The sequence below is a fragment of the Halorubrum sp. F4 genome (genome assembly GCF_027257195.1).
Taxonomy (GTDB): domain Archaea; phylum Halobacteriota; class Halobacteria; order Halobacteriales; family Haloferacaceae; genus Halorubrum.
On record NZ_JAPDFS010000001.1, the window covers coordinates 23,110 to 45,049 of the forward strand.

Genomic DNA, 21,940 nt, shown 5'->3' on the forward strand with positions numbered 1-21,940 from the left:
CGATCAGTCGCCCTCCGGCGTCCAGCGCGCGTCCGACAGGGTTCGTTGGACGGCCTCCTCGCCCACCGCGGCCGCCAGGTGTTCGAACCCGCCGCGGACCGCCCGGTCGCTCGCGTTGGCGACGAGCCGCGAGACGATGAACTCCGGCGTCGACTTGCCGATCGTGCCGAACCGCGGCTGGTAGTCCACACGCAACTCGAGGTCGTTCGTGAGGCCCTCCGCGAATATCCCGTCGATCCGGGCGGGCTCCGGCAGCGGGCTGAGGTCGTCGGCGAGGTGGGTGACGTACACGCCGAGCGCGCCGCGGTCGACGGTGAGGTCGACGAGCCCGTTGAGGAGGTCGGCCGCGCGTCCGGGTTCCGTGATCGCCTCGAACTCGTCGACGAGCATCAGGGTTCGACCCTCCTCGACCAGCGGCGGCACGACGGAGCGCAGCGTCGACTCCAACACGCCGGCGTTGAACGAGGCGTGCCGACGATGGAAGACGATCCGGTCGAACGTCCCGACCTCCGCCTCCTCGGCGGGCACCGGGAGGCCCATCGACGCCAGAAGCGTCACCGCACACAGCGTCTCCAGGAGCGTCGTCTTCCCGCCGGAGTTCGCGCCCGTGAGGACGCTCACCCGGTCGCCGGTCGGCGGCGACTCGGCGTTCGGGACGCCCGCCCCGCTCGAAAGGGAGTGGTCCCCGACCGCGTACGACACCGGCTGAACGGGGTCGCCGACGAAGGGACTTCGGGCGTTCCGGACCGCGAGGCCGTCCTCGACGAGCCGCGGGCGGACCAGGTCGTACTCGGCGGCGAACCGGCCGAGCGAGAGGTCGACGGCGACGTCGGAGACGACCTCGACCGCGAGCGCGACGTCGCCGTCGGCGTCGCCGATCCGGTCGCGGAGGTCGGCCGCGACCGTCGCCTCGCGCTCGTCGACCGCGTCGGCCAGTTCGTCGACGAGCCCGCGGAGGGTGGCCGAGACGAAGTCCGCCGCGTCGAGCGCGTCGTCGGGTGCGGCCGCCCGAACCGTCGCGGGGTCGACGCCCGTCTCCGTCGCCACGTGGTCGACGGTCCCGGCCTCGAGCGCCTCGAAGTCCCGGAGCGAGCCGTCCCGAACCCGCTCGAGCACGTCGAACGCCGAGTCCGCGAGCTCCTCGGCCGCCGCGAGCCGCTCGCGGAGCCGGTCGAGCTCGTCGTCCGCGCCGGAGGCAACCCCGACGTCGTCATCGCCGAGCGAGCCGCGCACGTCCCCGAGCGCCTCGGCGGCCTCCCGGAGCGCGTCGTCGTCGAGCTCGGCGAGCGCGTCGAAGGTCTCGCCCGTCAGTCCGACCTCGCGGAGCGCGATCGCGGTCTCGACGGCCGCCCGGTCGGTGCCGCCCGCCTCGTCGTAGGCCGCGAACGCGTCGATCACGCGGTCGCGGTCCTCGTCGTCGAGGGCGGCCCAGGCGTCCCGGGCGGCAACGACTCCCTCGAGTCTCGTTTCGACCGTCTCCCGGTCGAGCGAGGGCGTGAGGACGCGGATCCGGTCGGCGGCGTGTTCGGTGAGGGCGTAGCCGGCCGCGAGCGTGAGGAGGTCGTCGTACACGTCGCGCGTGTCGCCCGTCGCGAGGACCTCCATTCCGGCCTCCCCGTTCGCCCGGCGGAGGATCCGCGTGGCGCGCCCGCGGTGGAGTCCGGCGTCGACGAGCGCGCGAACGTCGGCCGACTCGATCGCCTCGACGGCCCGCTCGGTCCCGAGCTCGGCGGTCAACAGCTCGCTCGTCTTCGGGCCGATCCCCCAGTAGTCCTCGAGTCGCATGGGTGGACGTCTCGGCGCGGCCGCTTGGTGTTTTCGTCCCGACGGGCGGAGAACCCGGAATCGGCAGGCCGACGGTTCGGCGGTGAGGTCGACGAGGCCGACTCCTCACCGGGACTGCCGGTAGATGAGGTTCCGCTGGATGTCGTTCGCGCCCTCGTATATCACCGGGATCCGCGCGTCGCGGTAGACGCGGGCGATCCGCCGGTCCGTGAGGATCGAGCGGCCGCCGTGGAGTTTCATGCCCTTCTCGGCGCAGTCGACCGCGACTTCCGTTGACTTCGTCTTCGCCAGCGCGGCCCAGTAGCCGGCGTCCTCGCCGTTCGCGACCTTTTCGCATGCGCGCCAATTGAGCGCGCGGGCGGACTCGAAGCCGATCCGCATGTCGGAGAGGGTGTGTTGGACGGCCTGGAACTCGTTGACGGTTCGGCCGAAGGCGTTGCGGCCGTGGACGAACTCCTCGGCCTCCTCGATGGCGGCGGCGGCGAGCCCGAGCCCGTGGCCGCCGACGACCACCCGACCGTGGTTGAAGAAGTCCGCGAGCACGTAGAAGCCGCCGCCCTCGCTGCCGACGACGTTCTCCTCGGGGACGAAACAGTCGTCGAGGACGATGTGACCCTGCTTGGACGCGCGCATCCCCATCTTCTCCGGGATGTGCTCGGCCTCGTACCCCTCGGAGTCCGTCTCGACGACGAAGAGCGTGTAGTTCGAGTAGCGGTCGTCGCCGTCGCCGGTCCTCGCGTAGACGGTGAGCCAGTCGGCCTCCACCGCGTTGCCGACCCAGTACTTCTCGCCGGTGATCTCGTAGCCGCCCTCCACCTTCTCCGCCTCCGTGGTCATCCCCGCGAGGTCGGAGCCGGTCTCCGGCTCCGAGACCGCGAGCCCCGATATCTGATCGTTCTCCGCGACCGGGCGGAGGTACTCCTCCTTCTGTGCGTCCGTCCCGTACTGCTCGAGCATCTCGCAGCCGAAGCTGGCGAGCTGGAGGGTGAGGGCGATGCCGGCGTCGGCACGGTAGAACTCCTCGGCGATCGCGAGCACCTGCGCGAGGTCGAACCCCTTCCCGCCGTACTCCTCGCCGATGTCCTGCGCGACGAGCCCGGCGTCCATTCCCGCCTCGAGCACGTCCCAGGGATACTCGCCCGACTCGTAGTAGGCTTCGGCGCTCGGCGCGATGTGTTCGTCCGCGAACTCGCGCGCCTCGCGTTTGACGTCCCGTGCGCGCTCCGGCACGATACTCTCGTCGAGTAGGTCCATGTCCGGACTCCACCCCGCCGGGGCAAAACCTTCGTGGAACAACGAAAAACCCGTGCTTCGTTTATTCGTCCGATCCACACCGGTACGCGCCGGTCTCGTCTACGCGTCGCTCTCCTCGAACGGGTTCGCCAGCTCGATCGTCTCCTCGCGGTCCGGGCCGACGCCGACCGCGTACACCGCCGCGTCCATCTCGTCGGCGACGAACTCCACGTAGGTTCGCGTCGCCTCGGGGAGCGCCTCGTAGCCCTCCTCCGCGACGGCAGCCCAGTCGACGGACGACCAGGTGTCGAACTCGCGGTAGACGGGTTCACACCGCTCCCACCGACGGGTCGTCGTCGGCACGGTGTCGATCCGCTCCCCGTCGAGCTCGTAGCCCACACAGACCTGCAGCTCCTCGAGGTCGGCGAGCACGTCGACGTGGTTGATCGCGACGCCCGTGAACCCCGAGACGCGCGAGGCGTGCCGGAGCATCGGGAGGTCGAGCCAGCCGATCCGGCGCGGTCGGCCGGTGACCGTCCCGAACTCCCCGCCCTTCTCGCGGATCTCGTCGGCAAGCGTCTCCTCGCGGTCGTCCCCGTCGAGTTCCGTCGGCATCGGTCCCGACCCGACTCGCGAGAGGTACGCCTTCACGATCCCGACGACCTCGCCCGCGCCGACGGTCGTGATCCCGAGTCCGGATCCGACGGCCGCGCCCCCGGCGGTCGGGTTCGAGGAGGTGACGAACGGGTAGTTCCCGTGGTCGATGTCGATCGACGTCCCCTGTGCACCCTCGAAGAGGATCCGGTCGCCCGCCTCCCGGCGACGATGGAGGAAGTCGCTGCAGTTGACGGTCATCCCGTCGTCGGCCAGGCGCTCGCCGACCTCGACGAACTCCTCGTGGAGCGCGTCGACGTCGAAGGCGTCCGCGTGCTCGGAGTCCGCCACGTCGAGCCCGTAGACGTCCTCGGCGATCGCCCGATTGTGCGAGACGGCGTACTCGAGCCGTTCGCGGAGCGTCTCCGGGTCGAGGAGGTCACCGATCCGGATCCCGCGGCGGCCCGCCTTGTCCTCGTAGGTGGGCCCGATCCCGCGGCCGGTCGTGCCGACCTCGTCGCCGGCGTCGTCGTCGGCCTTGACCTCCTCCTCGATCCCGTCGAGGACGCGGTGGTACGGGAGGATGACGTGGGCCCGGCGTGCGACCCGAACGTCCGGATCGAGCCCGCGCTCGCGGAGCCCGTCGATCTCCGAGAAGAGCGTCCGCGGGTTGACCACGCAGCCGTTGCCCAACACGCCGACCGTGCCGCGGACGGCCCCGCTCGGCACCAGCGATAGCTTGTACTCCTCGCCGCCTTCGACGACGGTGTGGCCGGCGTTGTCGCCGCCCTGATAACGGACTACGACGTCCGCGTCCCCTCCCCACCGGTCGACGAGCGCGCCCTTGCCCTCGTCCCCGAGTTGGGAGCCGACGATGGTGACTGTCATACCGCTACCCCCTTCCGACCGGGGGGTAAAACAGATTACGGTCCGTCGTCGAGATAACCTCACAAACGTGGATCGTTCTCGAATCGTGACCGGAGAGATGTCGCCGTTCGTGCGTTTCTCCGGCGACCTTCCCCGGGCGGGTCCCGATCGACTCCGAGATCCGAACCGTTAACTACTCCCATGTCAAACCGTGAGCCGGAATTCGTCCTCCGCGGTTCGACAACAACTTTTAAAAGGGGGCATGACGAGTTAACATATGGCATGATAGATCGACTCGAAAAGGAGGTAGATATGCTGGAGCGGCACCTTCAGGTGCTGCGAATGGTCATCGAGAACGAACCGATCGGGATCGTGAAGATGTCCAACGAGACGGGCTACCCCCACCACAAGGTCCGGTACTCGCTTCGCGTCCTCGAGGAGGAGAACCTCATCGAGCCCTCCAGTCAGGGCGCGATCACGACCGAGCGCACCCACGAGTTCGTCGACGAACTCGACGAGAAGCTCGACGACACGGTCGAGAAGCTCGGATCGATGCGGATCGACGACGCCGCCGAACTCGAGAACTGATCGAGGAGCTCGGATCCGTTTCCGCGTATCGCCCGGTCGCCCCGACTACCCGCCGACTGACCGCTTTCCCGCCGACGAGACTCCTCTCCGCTACAGGTCCGGGACCGTCAGGTGGAACCCGCCCTCGCGAGACTCCACGAGACACAGGTGATAGCCGCGCTTGCGCGAGAGCTTCACGAAGCTCTTGCGCTTCGAGCGGTTGAACAATCCCCCGCCGACCGCGTCGCTTGCGGCCTCCAACGCGTCGGGCTCGAAGAAGCTCGCGGTCACCGCGAACGCCGCGGCGAACGCCTCGTTCGACTCTCCTATCACCCCGCCGTTCGCCACGAGCGACTCCAGGGTCCCGCCCGCGGTCGGCGCGCGCGAGTTGTTGAGCTCGGCGACGAAAAGCGGGTTGCCCATGCGGTCGCGCAATACCAGATCGAACGAGCGCTGCTCGCGCGTCTCCTCGCCGTTCTCCCGGATCACGACGGAGACGGAGCCGCCGATCTCGGCGCGGTCGACCTCGGGGAGCGCGTCGTAGAGGTCACGGAGCGCGCTCCCGTTGCTCGTCTCGCCGATCTCGAAGGGGAGCTCCTCGACGAGCCACCGGGTGAAGCCGTACTCCATCGTCTCCCGAAGGAACGACTCGAACGGCTCGCCGTCGACGAGGAGTCCCTCCGTCTCGAAGCTCGTGTGGTGTTCGATCCGGAGGTTCTGCCGGAGGTCATCCCGGGTGACCGCCCCGTCGTGAGCGTCCTCGAGCGTCGCGCCGCTCTTCGAGTCGTATCTGATGAACAGGTTGGTCCCGTCGCGCGCCTCGGCGGCCGACAGGCTCCGGTCGCCGTCGGGGAGGCGTGACTCCGCCCGATCGAGCTGCTCGCGGAGTCGATCCACCTCCGTGCGGAGCCGATCGAGTTCCTCCTCGAGTCGGTCGCGCTCCGCCTCGATCTCGTCGCGCTCGCTCGTCACCTCGTCGAGCTCCTCGCGAAGTTCGTCGCGTTCAGTCTCGAGTCGGTCCCGTTCGGTCGCCACCTCCTCCCGGGCGGATTCGGCCGTCGAGAGCGCCGATTCCAGCTCCTCGACCCGTTCGCGGACCTCGTCCGGAACTCGCCCCGAGACGGCAGCTCGCCCCGATCCGGACCGAGCCGTCGAGCGCGGGTTCGGCGACGACCCCGCTTCCGACCCCCGTTCCGGCGTTGACTCCTCCGTGGTGGTCCCGTCGGGTCGTGACCGGCCCGAGGACCCCGTCGATCGACCGCCTCGGTTCGACGAAGTGCCCGGTTTCCGGTTCGTACGCGCCGACGATCCCGCCGCCGGGTTCTCGCCGCGCTCGCTGGTCTCGGACGGATCGAGCGCCGGGATCGACTTGGTCTCGCGCCACTGTGCCTCCTCGGAGAAGACGTCGTCGTCGTCCGATGGACCGTTCGATCCGGTAGAGTCGGTAGACTCGGTAGATCCGGTAGACCTGGTAGACTCGGTAGAGCCGGTAGGCCTGGCCGGCGCATCCGGTCGTCGATCGGTTGGCGTCTCCGGCTCCTCCGCGGTCGGTTGCTCCGTGACGTCCTTCCGCTCGCTTTCGGCGTCTTCCGTCTTTCCGGACGAACGGGGTCCCTCACTCCGCTCGTCGGCCACGGATTCGCCGTCGCGTCGGCGTTCCCCGTCAGGCTGCCGCTGGTCGTCCCGTCGTTCTCGAGCGGTGTACTGCGGTTCGTCGGAGCCGTCGGGGCCGTCGGGGCCGTCGGAGCCCCTCGTGGCCGATGCCGACGTCGATTCCGATGTCGACGTCGATCCCGAAGTCGGCGGGTTCTCGTCTCGATCGGTCGTCTCGACCCGGTTTTGATCCGTTTCCGCGGCCGACCCGTCCGTGTTCGACGCGGCCGGAGTCTCTCTCGGGTCCCGCGATCGATCCGTGGCGTCGGCGCGGTCATCGCTCGGGTGATCGTCCCGCTGGCGGTCGGGACCGTGCTCTGACGTCGGGTCGTCTTCGCTCTCTCCGGGACCCCCGTCGTCGTCCGCACGTTCGGTCCCGTCGCCGGAGTCCTCCCCTCCGGCTGCGCCCGCGCCGCCGGTGGCTCCGTCGGCCTCCGGGATCTCCTTGACATCGAGGTCGACCTCGTAGACGGTGTAGATCCCGATCTCGTCGTTCGCGAGCTCGAAGGCGTCCTCGCCGGTCTCGAGCCGGCGCGCGTTCCCGACGAAGGCGGCGGCCATCGACTCGCCGCCGGTGTAGGTGACGTAGTAGTCGCCGGAGAGCACGTTCTCGGAGAGCTCGACGTAGCCGGTGAACCCTCCCTGCGAGAGCTTGTCGTCCGCCTCCGAGAGCGGCGTGTCCTTCGTGTAGTACTGCGCGCGCTTTTCGCCGCCCCGTTCCTGCATCGCGAAAAGCACTGGAAGCGCCTGGTGGGGTGCCTCGTAGATAGTTCCGGAGGCGTCCGCGAACGCGTCGAGGTCCGCGTCGACGGTCCCGACGACGCGGCCGTCGAGCATGAACAACCACCCGGTGCCGTCGGTCGCCGCGCCCGTGAAACCGCGGTCCGCGAACCGGCGGAGCCCGTCGAACCCGCCGTCGAACTCCCGGGCGTCCCACCCGGTGATCTCCTTCCTTCGCTGTGCGTCCATCTTACCGGTATTCCCCGGCACCGACCCAAATACTTTCCGGACCGTCAGACGCCGGATCGGCCGGATCGGGCGGATCCGGACGCGTCACCGCCGACACTGCCGCTGCCTCGACACCGTCCCGCCGCCCCGACGCCGGCGACGTCGACGCCGCGTTCGGACTTACTCCCTGCCGGCTACGGTCGCTATCGCCTCACGGCCCAGCGCGACCACGTCGGCGTCGAACTCGCCCGCCCGAAGCTCCTCGGGAGTGTACCACGACCACTCGTCGGCGGCCGCCTCGTCGTCGCCGACGGGATCTATCCGGCGGTTCGGGACCCGCGCGTAATACAGGTGGTCGATGTGCTGGTGGCTCACCGACCCGTCCGGATGGACGTCGATGTCGTGAAGCATCTGATGGGCCGGCTCCGGCAGCGGCCGGCCGTTCGGAGTCTCCACGTCGGCACGGTCGGCGACGAGTTCGGCCTCGAGTCCGGTCTCCTCGCGCACTTCCCGTAGCGCCGCCTCGTGGGGCAGTTCGTCGCGGTCGATGTGCCCACCCGGCGGGAGATGGATACCCAGCCGGTCGTGCTCGTGAAGTGCCGTCGCGCCGTCGTTGACGACGTAGGTGGTCGCCGTGAAGTGGCGGGTCGTCTCCATATCGGTCCTCTCGACCCGACACGATTTGTGCGTTCGGGACTCGGTCGAAGCGGCGACGATCCCGACGACGCGTTCCGTCGGGTTCTTTGACCGCGGTGGTCGAACGCCCGGCCATGACTGACCTCGACGACGTCGAAGCCGTCGCCCGTGCGGCGGTGCTGGCCGGCGGCGCGGAGTTGCGTGAGCGATACCGGAACGGCGACGCCGACGGCGAGTACGGTGCGACCGACGTGAAGGCGGCCGCCGACGAGGCGGCCGAGGCGCGGATGCTCCCGGTGGTGCGGCGTGCGTTCCCCGATCATCCCGTCTTCGCCGAGGAGGCCGGTCGGTTCGACGGGAGCGGTCCCTACCGCTGGGTGATCGATCCGCTGGACGGCACGAACGACTTCACCGCGGGGCTGCCGACCTTCGCCGCGTCGGTCGCGGTTCTCGAGGACGACGAGCCGACGCTCGCGGCCGTCAGACAGCCGGCGACCGAGGAGACGTATCTCGCGCGAGGGGACGCTGGCGTGATCTACGAAGGAACGCGAGTGACGGCCGACAGTGACGTCCCGCTCTCGGCGAGCACGGTCGCGACGATCGTCGGACGCGACGTCCCGCGGGACCCCGGCCTCTCCCGGCGGGCCGACGCGATCCGTGAGGCGCTCTCCGACGAAGTCAAACGCGTGATCGACAGCTGGGCTCCGACGGTCCACTCCGGACTCTTCGCTCGCGGGCGAATCCAGGGACTCGTCCAGTTCCATCCCGACGAGGAGGAGCGGGCGGTCACGGAGCTGTTCGCCTCGGAGGCCGGCGCGGCGATCCGCCGCGAGGGGCCGCTGTACGTCGCGGCGTCCGACGAGGACCGGTTGGCCGCGCTGTGGAAGGCGATCGACGCGTCACGGTGAGAGACAGGGACGGACGGCGGCGGAAGCGTCAGTTCATCGCGATGCCGTCCTCGGCCTCAAGCAGCTCGTGGTAGCGATTGCGGATGGTGACCTCGGAGATGTTCGCGACCTCGCTCACCTCGCTCTGGGTCACCTTCTCGTTGGTGAGGAGGGCGGCGGCGTAGACGGCGGCGGCCGCGAGTCCGACCGGCGACTTCCCCGAGTGGATGCCCTGCGACTTCGCGGTGTCGAGGAGCCCTCGCGCGCGACGCTCCGACTCGTCCGAGAGGCCGAGGTCGGAGGCGAACCGCGGGACGTAGCTCTCCGGGTCCGCGGGCTGGATCTCCAACTTGAGCTCGCGGACGACGTAGCGGTACGTCCGGGCGATCTCGTCCTTGCCGACGCGCGAAACGCCCGCGATCTCGTCGAGGCTCCGGGGCGTTCCGGCCTGTCTGGCGGCCGCGTACAGCGAGGCGGTCGAGACGCCCTCGATGGATCGGCCGGGGAGGAGGTCCTCGTCGAGCGCGCGGCGGTAGATGACCGAGGCGGTCTCGCGGACGTTGTCCGGGAGCCCGAGCGCCGAGGCCATCCGGTCGATCTCGCCGAGCGCCTGCTTCAGGTTCCGCTCCTTCGAGTCGCGCGTGCGGAACCGCTCGTTCCAGGTACGGAGTCGCTGCATCTTCTCGCGCTGTCGGCTCGAGAGCGACTTGCCGTAGGCGTCCTTGTCCTGCCAGCCGATGTTGGTCGACAGGCCCTTGTCGTGCATCATGTTCGTCGTGGGCGCGCCCACGCGGGACTTCTCGTCCTTCTCGCGCGAGTCGAACGCGCGCCACTCCGGCCCACGGTCGATCTCGTCCTCCTCGACGACGAGCCCGCAGTCCGCACACACCGTCTCGCCGTGCTCGGTGTCCGTCGCGAGCTGGCCGCCGCACTCGGGGCAGTGTAGCTCCTCGTCCGCCTCCGACTCGCTCTCCTGTTCGTCGTCCGCGTGCTCCGTCGTGTAGGTTCGAACGTTGTCGCTCATTGTGTTTGATTCGGGTGGAGGGCACCGTGGGACCGAAAGATGGATCTACGTTTCTGGTTCCTCACCCCGAGGTAGGGCTTGGAAACATATAAATCCTCGTCCCGATATCGGACCTGAAAAAACGACGTACTTGGCGGAATGATACGGTTGAGATCGGATTTTCCGACCGAATATCGATCCTGATCTTCCGTGAGCGCTCGTTCGGATTCGACGTACGACACGGATATATATCGGTTTCGTACGACGATCCCTTCTCTCGCTCCTCCTTCCACCTCCCTCTCCTGTCCCCTCCTTCCACCTTCCTCTCGCCCCTTGATTCGGTCCTGGCGGTCGCCGATCCGCGTCCGAGTGGATCCCTACTTAGTTGGATTCTCACCCGAACGGATCCCCGTGGCCCGTTCGTGAGGGCAACCGATTTACCCGTTCGCCCGACACGGTCGTCATGAACCGGACGCGGCTCGATCGCCTTCTCGGCGGGATCGACACCGACGGATATCTGCTCGACGCCTCACAGGACGACGCGAACCAGTTGTACCTCTCCGGCTTCACCGGACCCGACCCGTTCCTCACGCTGTACGCCGACGGCGAGGTACACCTGCTCGTCTCCGGGCTCGAGTACGGCCGTGCCCGATCGGAGGCCGCCGCCGACACGGTCGAGCGCCACGCCGACTACGACTACGAGTACGGCGGACACGAGGAGCGGTACGACATGTTCGCGCGGTTCGTCCGCGAGAAGGGCGTGGAGTCGGTCTCCGTGCCGCCACGTGGTCCCGTCGGGACGGTCGACGCGCTCCGCGAACGCGGGATCGACGTCGACGTCGACGGCGAGGACGTCCTCGGGGAGGTCCGGGCGGTCAAGACCGACGACGAGATCGAGGCGATCCGGGAGGCACAGCGCGCGAACGAGGCGGCGATGCGTGCCGCCGAGGCGTTGCTCGCCGAGGCCGAGATCGCCGGAGACGTGGACGCGTCCGCAGCCGTCACCGACGACGGCGACGTCGATGCCGACGGTGACGCGGTCGAACCGACGCTCCTCTACGAGGGAGAACCGCTCACCAGCGAGCGGGTCGCCGAGGAGATCGAGGTCGCGCTGTTGCGACGCGGCTGCGCGCTCGACGAGACGATCGTCGCCGGCGGCGCGCAGGCGGCGGACCCGCACGACCGCGGATCCGGTCCGCTCCGCGCGAACGAGCCGATAATCGTCGACGTGTTTCCCCGGTCGAAGGCGACGAAGTACCACGCCGACATGACTCGGACGTTCTGCGTCGGCGAACCCGACCCCGCGGCCCGCGAGTGGTACGACCTCACGGAGCGGGCGCTCGACGCCGCCCTCGAGGCGGTCGAGCCGGGGGCGACCGGCGAGGACGTCCACGCCGCCGCCTGCGAGGTGTACGAGGCGGCGGGCGAACCCACGTTCCGGACCGATCCCGAGACGGAGACGGGGTTCATCCACTCGACGGGCCACGGGATCGGCCTCGACGTCCACGAGTCGCCCCGGCTCGCGAGCGGCGCCGGCGAACTGGAACCCGGCCACGTCGTCACCGTCGAACCCGGTCTCTACGACCCCGACGTGGGAGGCGTCCGGCTGGAGGACCTCGTCGTCGTCACGGAGGACGGCCACGAGAACCTCACCGAGTATCCGCTCGAGTTCGTCGTCGACTGACGGCGTACGCCGAGGACGGTCGGCAGGGCGAAGTCACGCCGCCGACGTCTGGTGCTTACGCCGCCGATCTCGGGAGTCTCGCCATCGAAGAATCACACCATCGAAGAGTCACGCCATGGGCGTGGGACCGGGATCGGCCACGTCGTCCTCGTCGGACGCAGCCGTCCGGTCGCGCTCCTCACGGAGGCGCTCGAACGCCTCCGCGAGCACGCCGAGGATGGCGACGCTGAACGCCATCGAGATCCCGACGGTGACGAGCGTCGCCGCGGTCGACGACGGGCCGATCGCGAGCGCCAGCGCCGTCGACAGCACGCCGATCACGACGGTGAACGGGACGGTCACGATCAGCATCAGCGCGAACAGTCGGAGCCAGCTTCCCCGGGTGAGCCGCCAGCTGTCGGCCATCGCGGCGACGAAGTTCTCGTCGTCGACGGCGACGAAGACGGCCATGAAGAGCAGGGCGACGTAGACGATGATACCCGGAATCACGAGCAGGAGGGTTCCGAGCATCATCAACACGCTGAGAACCACGCCGCCGACGAGGAGGTTCGCCACCACCCAGCCGATCCGACGAGTGACGAACTCGCGCGGGATGCGGTCGGTCTCGCCCGCGACGAAGGTCCGGATAGCGACGACCGAGACGACCGGTAACACGAGGAAGGACGCGACCGTGAAGGCCACGAGAACCGGAAGCGGCGCGTCGATGACCGGCGCGAGCTGCCCGGTGAACTCGGGCGGGAGCGACGCGGCGACGGCGCTGTTGAACGCGACCTGCCAGGCAGTCCCGAGGACGACGGACGCGAGGACCAGGAGCAGGCCGTTCCGATTCGCGACGCGGCCGATGCCGTTCGCTATCGTCGAACCGATCTGGAGGGACATGTGAGGGGCGGTTCGTCCGGTCGTCACCTAAAACTAGTGAAACGAGTCCCGGTCCTCCGTCGATCGGGCGACTCGCCGGGATCGGAACCCGCTTTTTCGCCCGGACGAAACGCCGACCGTGAACTGGCGGTACGCACAAACGGCGCTCGGACTCTGCACCCTCGCGTTCACCGCGACGATGGTCGCGCGGCTGGCCATCAGCCCGCTCGTCCCCGAGATCACCGAGGCCTTCGGCGTCACGAACGCGACGGTCGGGCTCGCGCTCTCTGGGATGTGGGTCGCGTACGCGCTCTCGCAGTTCCCCTCCGGGATCCTCGGCGACCGCTACGGCGAGCGGACCGTGATCCTCGTCGCCGTCGGCTCGACCGCGGTCGCATCGCTGCTCATCGCCGCCTCCCCGTCGACCCTCGCGTTCATGCTGTTCACTGTCGTTCTAGGGGCCGGTGCGGGCCTCCACTACACCGTCGCGACCACCTTCCTGACCCGACAGTTCGACGACATCGGACGCGCGATCGGGGTCCACGTCGCCGGCGGTCCGATCGCCGGACTGGTCGCCCCGCCGGCGGCGGCGCTCGTCGGCGCGCGCTACGGCTGGCGGGCGGGGATCCTGCTCGGAACCGCCGTCGCGATCCCCGTGTTCACGCTGTTCGCCTGGAGGATCCGACCGACCGAGCCGCGTCGCCCCGACCAGCCGATCCGCGAGCGGTTCGCGCTCGGGCCGCTCGTCGAACTCCTCTCGCGGCCGTCGATCGGCTATACGACCGGTCTGGCGACGCTCAACGCGTTCACCTGGCAGGCGACCGCCTCCTTTCTGCCCACGTTCCTCGAGGTCGGCGGCGGGCTCTCCGCTGCGCTGTCCGCGCTTCTGTTCTCGCTGTACTTCCTCGTCCACGGCGGGACCCAGCCCGTGACGGGGTCGCTCTCCGACCGGATCGGTCGGGACGAGACGGTGATCCTCACGATGGCGTCGGGCGTCGTCGGGTACGCGCTCCTCGTCGTCGCGACCCGCGACGGAACCGGGCTCGGGCCGGTCGTCCTCGGCGTCCTCCTCGTCGGGCTGGCGATGTCGTGGGGAGCTCCCCTCCAGTCGCGGTTCATGGATCTGCTCTCGGACGCGGAGCGCGGGGCCGGCTTCGGACTCGTGCGCACCGTCTACATGGTGTTCGGCGCGTCCGGCAGCGTCGTCGTCGGGGCCGTCTCCGACGCGGCGGGATGGGCCGCCGCGTTCGGTCTGCTCGCGGCGGTGATGGCGGTCGGACTGCTCACGCTCTCGGCGAACCGCGCGCTCGGCCTGGGGTACTGACTCTGACTGGGGTACAGACTCGGACTGAGATTCTGAAAAACGCTGGTCGCGGAGCGGGAGCGACTACAACCGGTCGTCCTCGAGACTGCCCGGGTCCTGTGCGGTGTCGAACATGTTGTTCTCCGCGCCGTCGAGCATCTCGTCGCGGGGGTCGTCGTCGACGACGCTGACGTTGTAGGCCTCGATCCCGGACGCGATCAGTTCCTCTGCGGCCTGTTCTTCGGTGACGAACTCGGAGTCCGCGAGTTGCTGGAAGTCGGCGTACACGTCGTCCGAGAGGTTCAGTTCGAAGGTCGGCATGACTCATCCTTTCGGCCGGACGTTTTTAAACTCCCGGACCGCCCCCGCCGCTTGCGGGGGCGGCTACGCCGACCCCCCGAGTATTACTGCGTCGCCATCGGACCTCCTCTCATGACCGACGTCACCAAGGTCGCGGTCGAGGAACTCCCGGACGCGCCGAACCCCACCCGCCACAAGAAGGAGGTCGACGAGGCGCTCGGCGTCACCGAGTTCGGATTCAACTACTACGTCGCCGATCCCGGCGAGCGGCTCCCGTGGGGAACCCACCGGCACCCGGACCACGAGGAACTGTTCTACGTCCTCGAGGGAACGCTCGAGGTCGAACTGGCTGACGACGTTCTCGTCGTGAACGCCGGGGAGGCGGTCTTCGTGCCGCCCGACACAACGAACCTGGCACGGGCGACCGGCGAGGAGCCGACCCGCGCCGTCGCCGTCGGCGCGCCAAAGGAGACTGACGGGGCGATCATCGCGGAGGAGTGTCCCTCCTGCGGCGAGGAGAGCGACCGGAGCTACGAGGTCGACGGCGACGACTACGTCCTCACGTGTGCGGCCTGCGGGGAAGTCGTCGATCGGCTCACGCCCGGGCCGGCGTAGTTCGCGTGCGCGCTGCGGCGGGATCGACGACCGTCACAGGTCCCGCCACGCGCCGAGGAACCGCTGGAGTGCGGTCAGGTGACCGACGGCGGCGAAGAGGGCGAGCAGCAGGCCGACGACGTTCACTCCGGCGAGGATCGGGTCGGGGTAGACCGCGGCGACGACGCCGACGATCCCCATCAGCGCGAGCCGGTCAGCGCGTCCGAGCAGCCCGCCGTACTCGCGACCGATCCCGACCGCCTGGATCTGCGTCCCCATGTACGACGTCATCAGCACGCCGGTCACCGCGAGAAAGCCCAGCGCGTACGCGTCGATCCCGGCAGTGAAACCCGCGATGACGGCGATGTCGGCGTAGCGATCGAGGACGTGGTCCAGGAGGTCGCCCCCGTCCGAGGCGATCTCCTGTTCGCGGGCGAGCGCGCCGTCGACGAGGTCGAGCCACCCGTTGAGCAACACGAGAAGCGATCCGAGCACGTAGAACGCGGGGTCCGCGACCGCGAACGCCCCGGCGGCGAGGAGGGCCGCACCGAACGCGAGCACACTCACCTGGTCGGGCGAGAGTCCGAGCCTGTCGGCGGCGCTCACCCACGGCCCGAGCAGGCGGTCGGCGACCGACCGGAACTGATCCAGCGTCACGCGAGGATCCCCTCCGAAGCCATCGTTCGTCCGTCCGGAACTCCCGCTCGACTCATAAACGATCTCCTACGTAGTCGGTGAAGTCGACCGTTCCGGCGCTCGGCTCGACGTTCCCCTCGATCGCCTCTCGGACCGCCTCGGCGACGGATTCTGGCGTTCGGTCCGTCGTGTCGACCTCGTAGACGTTCTCCATTCCGTGTGTCGAGACGGCCTCCGAGAGGATCACGTCGAGCGCCTCCGACTCGGCGTTCTCCGCCGCGGTCGCGGCCGATTCTCCCCGCTCGCGGAGCCGCTTTTCGACCGTTTCGGGGTGACATCGGAGGACGACGACGCGGTCGACCGCGAAGTGGTGTGCGAGGTGCGAGTCGAGCACGCCGGTCCAGCCGCCGAGGTGATCGGCGACGGCGTCGAGGTCGGCCACGAGGGTGTCGCGGTCCGCGTCGCGCTCGGTCCAGAGGTCCTCATTTCCCTTGATCCGGTCGTTGAGATGGATCACGTCGTACTCACCTTCGAGCAGGGCGGTCGCCGTCGACTTGCCGGTTCCGGGCGTGCCGGTGACGGCGACGCGAGCGGGAACGTCCCCGTTCGACGGGTCGTGACGGTCCTCGGTCACGCTTTGGCACCGAGTTCGAGGTCCGCGAGCACACCGTTGAGCCGGTCGACGGCCTCCCTCGTGTCCTCGCGGGTTCCGGTGGATATCCGCACGCACTCCGGCAATCCGAAGGAGGTACAGTCCCTGATGATGACGCCCCGTTCCTGAGCGGCCTCGGCGACCGCGGTTCCGTCGCCGACCCGCGCGAGCACGAAGTTGCCCGCGGAGTCGAACGTCTCGGCGTCGAGCTCCCTCGCGATGTAATCGCGGGCCCATCGCGCTGTCTCGACGGACTCCTCGACGTGGTCCGGGTCATCGAGCGCGGCGAGTGCGGCCCGACACGCCAGCTCGCTCGCCGCGAACGGCGTGTTGACCCTGGCGTACGCCTCGCCCCACTCCTCGGGGACGACGCTATAGCCGATCCGAAGCCCGGCGAGACCGTACGCCTTCGAGAACGTCCGGAGGACGGCGACGTCGTCCCGGTCGTTCACGAGCGGGATCGCGCTGTCGACGTCGGCGAACTCCCCGTAGGCCTCGTCGACGACGACGAGCGTCTCCTCGGCGATCGCGTCCGCGATCGTCTCGACCTCCTCGAGGGGGATCACGGACCCGGAGGGATTGTGCGGCGAGGTGAGGTAGACGATCCGTTCGCCGCCGTACGCGCTCAGCACGCGTTCCGCGGTCTGAGCGAACCCGTCGTCGATCGAGAGGGGGTACGTCTCGACGCCGGCGTGGTGGTATCGCGCCGACATCGCGTAGTACGCGAAGCCGGGGTCGGGGACCAACACCCGGTCGTCCGGCTCCAGTGCGGCCCGCGAGAGGTAGTCGATCGAGCCGTCGGCTCCCGGTGAGACCCACACCTGTTCGGTCGTCACGTCCCACTCCTCGGCGATCCGTTCGGTGAGGTCCGCGTGTGAGGACTTGGGGTAGACGTTCACCCTGTCCGCGTGCTCGCGGATCGCCTCGACGGCCGCGGGGCTCGGCCCGTGGGGGTTCTCGTTCGAGGAGAGTTTGATCAGCTCCGAGCGGTCGATCCCGAGCTCGCGGGCGACCTCCTCGACGCCCCTGCCGGGCACGTACGGGGAGTGATCCGAGAGGTCCCGTGGTTGCATGCCCGTGGATCGGCGGCGGCCGGCCTTAAGGGTGACCGAACCGGCGTGTCGGGCTCGAGAGCGGTGAGGGTCGCCGTGCGGAGAGACGTTCGATTCACCGGAAACGTGGTGTGCGATCGGTCCGCACTCCGGATCTTATACGCCCGGACCTATCCCGGGGATCCCCGGATGTGCCCGGTTCAGGGGATTCGAACGTCGTGTTCGAGCGTTCCGACGCCCTCGACGGTCACCTCGACCGTGTCGCCGTCCGAGAGCGGCCCGACGCCGTCCGGTGTACCCGTGGCGATCACGTCGCCCTCCTCCAGGGTCAGGTACGTCGTTATCTCCTCGATCAGCGTCGGTACGTCGAAGATCAGCTGGCCGAGATGGCCGTCCTGTTTCTGCTCGCCGTTCACGTGGAGCTCGACGCTCGCCTCGTCGGGCACCTCGTCGGGCGTCGCGACGACCGGGCCGAGCGGGGCGGAGTTGTCGAACGCCTTCCCGCGCACCCAGTTCTGCTCGCGGTTCTGGTCGTCCCGGTTCGAGACGTCGTTCATACAGGTGAACCCCTCGACGACGTCCATCGCGTCCTCCGCGGCGACGTCCTTGCACGACTCGCCGATCACGACGACGAACTCCGCCTCCCAGTCGATCCGGTCTTTCCCCTCGGGGGCGGTGACGGTGTCGCCGTGGCCCGCGAGTGCGTTCGGTCCCTTCAAGAAGAGCAGCGGTCGGTCCGGAACGTCGTTCCCGAGCTCGGCGGCGTGTTCGGCGTAGTTGCGGCCGATACAGACGATCTTCGAGGGATCGACCGGCGGCAGTACGTCGATCTCGGAGTCGTCGAAGTCGTACACGTCGTCGCCGAACGCGACCGTCTCGGTCTCGGGGTCGTAGCGTCCTTTGCGGATCGAACCGGCCGGGTCGCGGAACCGTGCGTAGTGCATACCGATCCATCGATTGTGATAGGTAAAACCCTCCTGAATGGCCCCGTTGTTGCCGACGGAACCGGATCCATCGGACGAACCGGCCGTTCCGTTCCTTCCCGGACCGGCATCTCCGTGGTCCCTCGGCTCACCTCGGAGCGTCGTCGACCGCGGAAGACGGATCCGCGGCGTCGTGTTTTATTACGGCTCGCCGAGACGTATCGACCGCAATGGAGCTCACTTGGCACGGCCACTCGACGTGGCACGTCGTCGTCGACGAGACCGAACTACTGATCGATCCGTTCTTCGACAACCCGAAGACGGACGTCGACCCCGAGGAGCTCGATCCGGACTACCTCCTCCTGACGCACGGCCACGCCGACCACATCGCCGACGTCGACCGATACGAGGGCGCGACGGTGGTCGCGACCCCCGAGCTGACGGGCTACGTCCAGGACACCTTCGGCCACGAGGACGCCGTCGGCGGCATGGGAATGAACATCGGCGGCACCGTCGAGTGCGGCGACGCGTGGGTGACGATGGTCCGTGCGGACCACTCGAACGGGATCGACACCGGCTACGGGACCTCCGCGGGGATGCCGGCCGGGTTCGTGATCGGCGACAAGAAGCCGACCCAGGAGTCGGACCCCGACTGTACCACGTTCTACCACGCCGGCGACACCGGCCTCATGTCCGAGATGGTCGACGTGATCGCGCCGTACCTCGAGCCCGACGCGGCCGCGTTACCGGCCGGCGACCACTTCACGATGGGCCCCGCGGGTGCGGGTATCGCCGCCGACTGGGTGGGTGCCGACGTGGTGTTCCCGATGCACTACGACACGTTCCCGCCGATCGAGATCGACACTCGGGAGTTCGTCAACGAGGTGAAGGCGGCCGGGGCCGCCGCGGAACCCGTCATCCTGGAGGGCGACGAGACGTACACGCTCGAGTCCTGAGACGGGGCGGACCCGCCCCTCGAAACGGCCCGTATAGGAAGCTTTAGGCCCGCGGGAGTCCACCTCGGAGACGACATGTCCGACATCGAGACCACCACCGTCTGTGAGGAGGGTTACGCGTGTACGAGCCAGGTCGGCGACTTCGACCTCCAGATCGACGCGACCGACGAGACCGGCCCGAACCCGAACGCCGCGCTCGTCGCGACGTACGCCTCCTGTTACATCCCCGCCTTCCGCGTCGGCGGCGGCCAGCGCGGCGAGGACGACCTCGGAAAGATCCAGATCGACGCGAGCGCCGGGCTCGACGATGACGACGACCTCGAGTCGATCGTCTTCGACCTCCACGTCGAGGCCGACCTCGACGACGAGACCGCGGACGAGATCGTCGCCCGCGGGGAGGACATCTGTCACGTCCACTCGGCGCTCCGTGAGGAGCTCCGCGCCGAGATCAACGTCCACTCGGACGCGTTCTGAGACGGACCGACTTCGCGGACGTCCCCGCCGATCGTTTCATGAGCCGTTCGTCCCGCTCGACGCGTAGTCGACGAGGACGCTCGAGGCGACGTAGCCGATAGCCCCAAGCACCACCGCGGCGATGACGGCGACGCCGGGCTCGCGGGCGACGACGTACGCCGCGAGGAACCCACCCATCCCGATCGTGTTCGCACACAGGAGCCGCAGGACCCGGTAGCTCGGCTCGACGTTCGACATGTCGAGGGAAACGCCCGACTGCGGCATAAATCCCGCAGCGACGCCGGTCGCGACCGCCGGAAACGTCGGCGAAGAGCCGTCGTACCGCCTCCTGAGAGCTCGTGCGTTTTCCGAGGTCGTCCGAAGTCGTGCGTCTTCCGGGATCGTCCGCAGTCGTGCGTCTTCCGGCGTACGTTTATATACGATATCGCGGCCACCGGACGTATGACGTCGAACGGATACGGTCCGGGGTCTCGAAGGGGAAGCGACGAGGAGAAACGGCCCGAGCGCGACGGATCCGGCGGACCACCGGCGGGCTCCGTCACCGACGTGGCCGGCTCGGTCGACCCGGTCGGCCCGGTCGATCCGTTCGGCGTCTCCGATCCGGACGGGAACGTTCGGGACGGCACTCACGGCCGTTCGGGCCTCGGAGCGTACGGCTCCGACCGCTGGGCACGGATCCTCTCGGCGGTTACGCCGGCGGCGATGGTCGCGGCCGTCGGGATCCGGATCGGATCGGTCGGCGATCGACTCGCCACGGACGTGGCCGCGCGTCTCGATCCGCTCCCGGTCGGCGTCGACGCCGCGGCTCTCTCGGCGGTCGCGGGAGTCGTTCACTACCTCTCCGTCCTCCTCGCCGTCGGCGTCGCCTGTGCGGTCGGATGGCTCGTTCTGTCGGCGAGCGTCCGTCTCGTCGCGAACGCGGCGCGATAAACGGGAATGCCCGGAACGACTTTGCATCCGGCGAAGCTACGGTCGCACATGGTCGCGATGGAATCCGACTCCGAACTCGAACGCGGCGACGTGGCGCCCGACTTCGAGCTACCCGGAACCGACGACGAGACGCACGCGCTGGACGACTTCGAGACGGACGCCCTGCTCGTGGTGTTCACCTGTAACCACTGTCCGTACGCGAAGGCGAAGTTCGACCTGCTCAACGACCTCGCCGCCGAGTACGACGACCTCGCGGTGGTCGGGATCAACCCGAACGACGCCGGGGAGTACCCCGACGACTCCTTCGAGGCCATGCGCGAGCGGGTCGCGGACGGGACGATCGCCTACGACGCGTACCTCCGCGACGAGACCGCCGAGGTCGCCGCGGCCTACGGCGCGGTGTGTACCCCCGATCCGTTCCTGTTCGGCCGCGAGGACGGCGAGTGGCGGCTCCGCTATCACGGCCGGCTCGACGACGCGTTGAACCCCGACGACGAGCCGACGGAGTTCTACGTTCGGGACGCGGTCGAGGCGGTGCTCGCGGGCGAGGAGGTCCCGCACCCGGACCGGCCGTCGCGTGGCTGTTCGATCAAGTGGCCCGACGAGTGAGCACGGACCGTCCGCCCGGAAGCGCCACGATCGCGCCGATCCATGGGCCTGTCGGATCCGCCGGAGACGGGTTGAAATGGCTCCCGCCCGAAGGGATCCCATGGGAATGAAGGAGGTCGGCGAGCCGGAACTCCACGAGATCGATCGCTTCGACCGCGGCGTGGGCTGGATCGCCTATCCGGAAGAGTCGATGGAACGTGCGAGCCACGCGCTCGCGGTGCCGAACGAGGAGGGCGACGACGACGTGTGGGTGATCGACCCGGTCGACGCGCCGGGCGTCGACGACCTGCTCGCGGAGTTCGGATCGGTCGCGGGCGTCGTGATCGGGTTGGACCGGCACGAACGCGACGCCGCCACGCTGGCGGACCGCCACGACGTCCCCGTCTACGTCCCCGAGTGGATGACCGGCGTCGCCGACGGCGTCGACGGCCAGGTGCGCCGGTTCGGTCGCCGGCTTGCGGACTCCGGTTTCGAGTCGATCCGGATCCGGGATTCTACGATACCGCCCTGGCAGGAGGTCGGCCTCTTCGACGGAGAGACGCTCGTGGTCCCCGAGTCGCTCGGCTCGGCGTCGTACTTCCGGGGGGATCGCGAGCGGCTCGGCGTCCACCCGATGCTCCGGTTGACGCCGCCGCGGACGGTCCTCTCCGGCCTCGCTCCCGACCGCGTTCTCGTCGGTCACGGCGCGGGCGTCCTTGACGACGCCGGCGCGGCGGTCGAGGGCGCGCTCGCGGGGTCCCGGCGGAAGGCTCCCGGACTCTACGCGAAGACGCTCCGGTCCGCGCTCGGTATCTGA

Annotated in this window: 23 protein-coding genes; 10 read left to right on the plus strand and 13 right to left on the minus strand. The window is 69.0% G+C overall.

What is annotated here, in order from left to right; all coding sequences use genetic code 11:
• Positions 1 to 3: 3 nt before the first annotated feature.
• The 3 genes from OKW78_RS00110 to OKW78_RS00120 all read right to left on the minus strand — a co-directional run bounded on the left by OKW78_RS00110 (position 4) and on the right by OKW78_RS00120 (position 4,500).
• Positions 4 to 1,785, minus strand: a complete 1,782-nt coding sequence (locus tag OKW78_RS00110; RefSeq protein WP_281193307.1) for a DNA mismatch repair protein — start codon at positions 1,783 to 1,785, stop codon at positions 4 to 6.
• A 105-nt stretch (positions 1,786 to 1,890) separates the two neighbouring features.
• On the minus strand, positions 1,891 to 3,039 hold the full coding sequence (locus OKW78_RS00115; RefSeq protein WP_281193308.1) for an acyl-CoA dehydrogenase family protein: 1,149 nt from the start codon (positions 3,037 to 3,039) through the stop codon (positions 1,891 to 1,893).
• Positions 3,040 to 3,138: 99 nt separating this feature from the next.
• Positions 3,139 to 4,500: an adenylosuccinate synthase gene (locus tag OKW78_RS00120; protein ID WP_281193309.1), complete on the minus strand. Its 1,362-nt coding sequence runs from the start codon at positions 4,498 to 4,500 to the stop codon at positions 3,139 to 3,141.
• A 261-nt stretch (positions 4,501 to 4,761) separates the two neighbouring features.
• Here OKW78_RS00120 and OKW78_RS00125 point away from each other — a divergent pair, with 261 nt between their 5' ends.
• Positions 4,762 to 5,067 carry a hypothetical protein gene (locus tag OKW78_RS00125; RefSeq protein ID WP_122104561.1) on the plus strand — a complete coding sequence of 102 codons (306 nt, stop codon included), beginning with the start codon at positions 4,762 to 4,764 and terminating at the stop codon, positions 5,065 to 5,067.
• A 90-nt stretch (positions 5,068 to 5,157) separates the two neighbouring features.
• Here OKW78_RS00125 and OKW78_RS00130 read toward each other — a convergent pair whose 3' ends face one another.
• Together OKW78_RS00130 and OKW78_RS00135 are read right to left on the minus strand one after the other, a co-directional pair.
• Positions 5,158 to 7,668 carry a hypothetical protein gene (locus OKW78_RS00130; RefSeq protein WP_281193310.1) on the minus strand — a complete coding sequence of 837 codons (2,511 nt, stop codon included), beginning with the start codon at positions 7,666 to 7,668 and terminating at the stop codon, positions 5,158 to 5,160.
• A 159-nt stretch (positions 7,669 to 7,827) separates the two neighbouring features.
• Positions 7,828 to 8,304 (minus strand): NUDIX hydrolase, encoded by a 477-nt coding sequence (locus OKW78_RS00135; protein ID WP_281193311.1) that lies wholly within the window; start codon positions 8,302 to 8,304, stop codon positions 7,828 to 7,830.
• A 113-nt stretch (positions 8,305 to 8,417) separates the two neighbouring features.
• On the opposite strand from OKW78_RS00135, the gene OKW78_RS00140 reads away from it, so the two are divergent.
• On the plus strand, positions 8,418 to 9,191 hold the full coding sequence (locus OKW78_RS00140) for an inositol monophosphatase family protein (RefSeq protein ID WP_281193312.1): 774 nt from the start codon (positions 8,418 to 8,420) through the stop codon (positions 9,189 to 9,191).
• A gap of 28 nt (positions 9,192 to 9,219) precedes the next feature.
• On the opposite strand, the gene OKW78_RS00145 is transcribed toward OKW78_RS00140, so the two are convergent.
• The gene (locus OKW78_RS00145) at positions 9,220 to 10,194 is read right to left on the minus strand and encodes a transcription initiation factor IIB family protein (RefSeq protein ID WP_281193313.1); all 975 of its coding nucleotides are present in this window, start codon (positions 10,192 to 10,194) and stop codon (positions 9,220 to 9,222) included.
• 442 nt (positions 10,195 to 10,636) lie between these two features.
• On the opposite strand from OKW78_RS00145, the gene OKW78_RS00150 reads away from it, so the two are divergent.
• A complete protein-coding gene (locus OKW78_RS00150; RefSeq protein ID WP_281193314.1) occupies positions 10,637 to 11,857 on the plus strand; it encodes a Xaa-Pro peptidase family protein in 1,221 nt (406 codons plus the stop codon).
• A gap of 108 nt (positions 11,858 to 11,965) precedes the next feature.
• Here the strand turns inward: OKW78_RS00150 and OKW78_RS00155 are convergent, their stop codons facing one another.
• Positions 11,966 to 12,736, minus strand: coding sequence for a hypothetical protein (locus OKW78_RS00155; protein WP_281193315.1), 771 nt, complete (start codon positions 12,734 to 12,736; stop codon positions 11,966 to 11,968).
• A gap of 118 nt (positions 12,737 to 12,854) precedes the next feature.
• Between OKW78_RS00155 and OKW78_RS00160 the strand changes: the two genes are divergently transcribed.
• Positions 12,855 to 14,039, plus strand: coding sequence for an MFS transporter (locus tag OKW78_RS00160; RefSeq protein WP_281193316.1), 1,185 nt, complete (start codon positions 12,855 to 12,857; stop codon positions 14,037 to 14,039).
• Positions 14,040 to 14,102: 63 nt separating this feature from the next.
• Here the strand turns inward: OKW78_RS00160 and OKW78_RS00165 are convergent, their stop codons facing one another.
• Entirely contained in the window at positions 14,103 to 14,339 is a 237-nt protein-coding gene (locus tag OKW78_RS00165) for a hypothetical protein (protein WP_122104569.1), read from the minus strand.
• Positions 14,340 to 14,450: 111 nt separating this feature from the next.
• Here OKW78_RS00165 and OKW78_RS00170 point away from each other — a divergent pair, with 111 nt between their 5' ends.
• Positions 14,451 to 14,933 carry a cupin domain-containing protein gene (locus OKW78_RS00170; protein ID WP_281193317.1) on the plus strand — a complete coding sequence of 161 codons (483 nt, stop codon included), beginning with the start codon at positions 14,451 to 14,453 and terminating at the stop codon, positions 14,931 to 14,933.
• Between the two features lie 33 nt (positions 14,934 to 14,966).
• Here OKW78_RS00170 and OKW78_RS00175 read toward each other — a convergent pair whose 3' ends face one another.
• The 4 genes from OKW78_RS00175 to OKW78_RS00190 form a co-directional block, all read right to left on the minus strand.
• Complete coding sequence (locus tag OKW78_RS00175) at positions 14,967 to 15,569, minus strand: CDP-alcohol phosphatidyltransferase family protein (RefSeq protein ID WP_281193318.1); 603 nt, start codon at positions 15,567 to 15,569, stop codon at positions 14,967 to 14,969.
• A 52-nt stretch (positions 15,570 to 15,621) separates the two neighbouring features.
• Positions 15,622 to 16,182 (minus strand): adenylate kinase family protein, encoded by a 561-nt coding sequence (locus tag OKW78_RS00180; protein ID WP_281193319.1) that lies wholly within the window; start codon positions 16,180 to 16,182, stop codon positions 15,622 to 15,624.
• Positions 16,179 to 17,273 carry a histidinol-phosphate transaminase gene (hisC, locus tag OKW78_RS00185; protein WP_281193320.1) on the minus strand — a complete coding sequence of 365 codons (1,095 nt, stop codon included), beginning with the start codon at positions 17,271 to 17,273 and terminating at the stop codon, positions 16,179 to 16,181. The genes OKW78_RS00180 and hisC overlap by 4 nt, the downstream gene beginning before the upstream one ends.
• 179 nt (positions 17,274 to 17,452) lie before the next feature.
• Positions 17,453 to 18,196 carry a fumarylacetoacetate hydrolase family protein gene (locus OKW78_RS00190; protein ID WP_281193321.1) on the minus strand — a complete coding sequence of 248 codons (744 nt, stop codon included), beginning with the start codon at positions 18,194 to 18,196 and terminating at the stop codon, positions 17,453 to 17,455.
• Positions 18,197 to 18,405: 209 nt separating this feature from the next.
• Here OKW78_RS00190 and OKW78_RS00195 point away from each other — a divergent pair, with 209 nt between their 5' ends.
• Positions 18,406 to 19,131 carry a metal-dependent hydrolase gene (locus OKW78_RS00195; protein WP_281193322.1) on the plus strand — a complete coding sequence of 242 codons (726 nt, stop codon included), beginning with the start codon at positions 18,406 to 18,408 and terminating at the stop codon, positions 19,129 to 19,131.
• A gap of 75 nt (positions 19,132 to 19,206) precedes the next feature.
• Entirely contained in the window at positions 19,207 to 19,605 is a 399-nt protein-coding gene (locus OKW78_RS00200) for an OsmC family protein (RefSeq protein ID WP_281193323.1), read from the plus strand.
• A gap of 36 nt (positions 19,606 to 19,641) precedes the next feature.
• On the opposite strand, the gene OKW78_RS00205 is transcribed toward OKW78_RS00200, so the two are convergent.
• Entirely contained in the window at positions 19,642 to 19,842 is a 201-nt protein-coding gene (locus OKW78_RS00205) for a hypothetical protein (RefSeq protein ID WP_281193324.1), read from the minus strand.
• Positions 19,843 to 20,046: 204 nt separating this feature from the next.
• On the opposite strand from OKW78_RS00205, the gene OKW78_RS00210 reads away from it, so the two are divergent.
• The 3 genes from OKW78_RS00210 to OKW78_RS00220 all read left to right on the plus strand — a co-directional run bounded on the left by OKW78_RS00210 (position 20,047) and on the right by OKW78_RS00220 (position 21,940).
• Positions 20,047 to 20,535: a hypothetical protein gene (locus tag OKW78_RS00210; protein WP_281193325.1), complete on the plus strand. Its 489-nt coding sequence runs from the start codon at positions 20,047 to 20,049 to the stop codon at positions 20,533 to 20,535.
• Between the two features lie 48 nt (positions 20,536 to 20,583).
• Entirely contained in the window at positions 20,584 to 21,144 is a 561-nt protein-coding gene (locus OKW78_RS00215) for a thioredoxin family protein (RefSeq protein ID WP_281193326.1), read from the plus strand.
• Between the two features lie 106 nt (positions 21,145 to 21,250).
• On the plus strand, positions 21,251 to 21,940 hold the full coding sequence (locus OKW78_RS00220) for a hypothetical protein (RefSeq protein WP_281194135.1): 690 nt from the start codon (positions 21,251 to 21,253) through the stop codon (positions 21,938 to 21,940).

What these genes read in the sequence shown, in the direction of transcription:
- OKW78_RS00135 (WP_281193311.1), bottom strand. Translation starts at nt 8,304, where the DNA reads ATGGAGACGACCCGCCACTTCACGGCGACCACCTACGTCGTCAACGAC.
- OKW78_RS00155 (WP_281193315.1), bottom strand. Translation starts at nt 12,736, where the DNA reads ATGTCCCTCCAGATCGGTTCGACGATAGCGAACGGCATCGGCCGCGTC.
- OKW78_RS00210 (WP_281193325.1), top strand. Translation starts at nt 20,047, where the DNA reads ATGACGTCGAACGGATACGGTCCGGGGTCTCGAAGGGGAAGCGACGAG.
- OKW78_RS00120 (WP_281193309.1), bottom strand. Translation starts at nt 4,500, where the DNA reads ATGACAGTCACCATCGTCGGCTCCCAACTCGGGGACGAGGGCAAGGGC.
- OKW78_RS00190 (WP_281193321.1), bottom strand. Translation starts at nt 18,196, where the DNA reads ATGCACTACGCACGGTTCCGCGACCCGGCCGGTTCGATCCGCAAAGGA.
- OKW78_RS00170 (WP_281193317.1), top strand. Translation starts at nt 14,451, where the DNA reads ATGACCGACGTCACCAAGGTCGCGGTCGAGGAACTCCCGGACGCGCCG.
- OKW78_RS00165 (WP_122104569.1), bottom strand. Translation starts at nt 14,339, where the DNA reads ATGCCGACCTTCGAACTGAACCTCTCGGACGACGTGTACGCCGACTTC.
- OKW78_RS00215 (WP_281193326.1), top strand. Translation starts at nt 20,584, where the DNA reads ATGGTCGCGATGGAATCCGACTCCGAACTCGAACGCGGCGACGTGGCG.
- OKW78_RS00145 (WP_281193313.1), bottom strand. Translation starts at nt 10,194, where the DNA reads ATGAGCGACAACGTTCGAACCTACACGACGGAGCACGCGGACGACGAA.
- hisC (WP_281193320.1), bottom strand. Translation starts at nt 17,273, where the DNA reads ATGCAACCACGGGACCTCTCGGATCACTCCCCGTACGTGCCCGGCAGG.
- OKW78_RS00110 (WP_281193307.1), bottom strand. Translation starts at nt 1,785, where the DNA reads ATGCGACTCGAGGACTACTGGGGGATCGGCCCGAAGACGAGCGAGCTG.
- OKW78_RS00150 (WP_281193314.1), top strand. Translation starts at nt 10,637, where the DNA reads ATGAACCGGACGCGGCTCGATCGCCTTCTCGGCGGGATCGACACCGAC.
- OKW78_RS00195 (WP_281193322.1), top strand. Translation starts at nt 18,406, where the DNA reads ATGGAGCTCACTTGGCACGGCCACTCGACGTGGCACGTCGTCGTCGAC.
- OKW78_RS00200 (WP_281193323.1), top strand. Translation starts at nt 19,207, where the DNA reads ATGTCCGACATCGAGACCACCACCGTCTGTGAGGAGGGTTACGCGTGT.
- OKW78_RS00140 (WP_281193312.1), top strand. Translation starts at nt 8,418, where the DNA reads ATGACTGACCTCGACGACGTCGAAGCCGTCGCCCGTGCGGCGGTGCTG.
- OKW78_RS00115 (WP_281193308.1), bottom strand. Translation starts at nt 3,039, where the DNA reads ATGGACCTACTCGACGAGAGTATCGTGCCGGAGCGCGCACGGGACGTC.
- OKW78_RS00125 (WP_122104561.1), top strand. Translation starts at nt 4,762, where the DNA reads ATGATAGATCGACTCGAAAAGGAGGTAGATATGCTGGAGCGGCACCTT.
- OKW78_RS00130 (WP_281193310.1), bottom strand. Translation starts at nt 7,668, where the DNA reads ATGGACGCACAGCGAAGGAAGGAGATCACCGGGTGGGACGCCCGGGAG.
- OKW78_RS00220 (WP_281194135.1), top strand. Translation starts at nt 21,251, where the DNA reads ATGAAGGAGGTCGGCGAGCCGGAACTCCACGAGATCGATCGCTTCGAC.
- OKW78_RS00205 (WP_281193324.1), bottom strand. Translation starts at nt 19,842, where the DNA reads ATGTCGAACGTCGAGCCGAGCTACCGGGTCCTGCGGCTCCTGTGTGCG.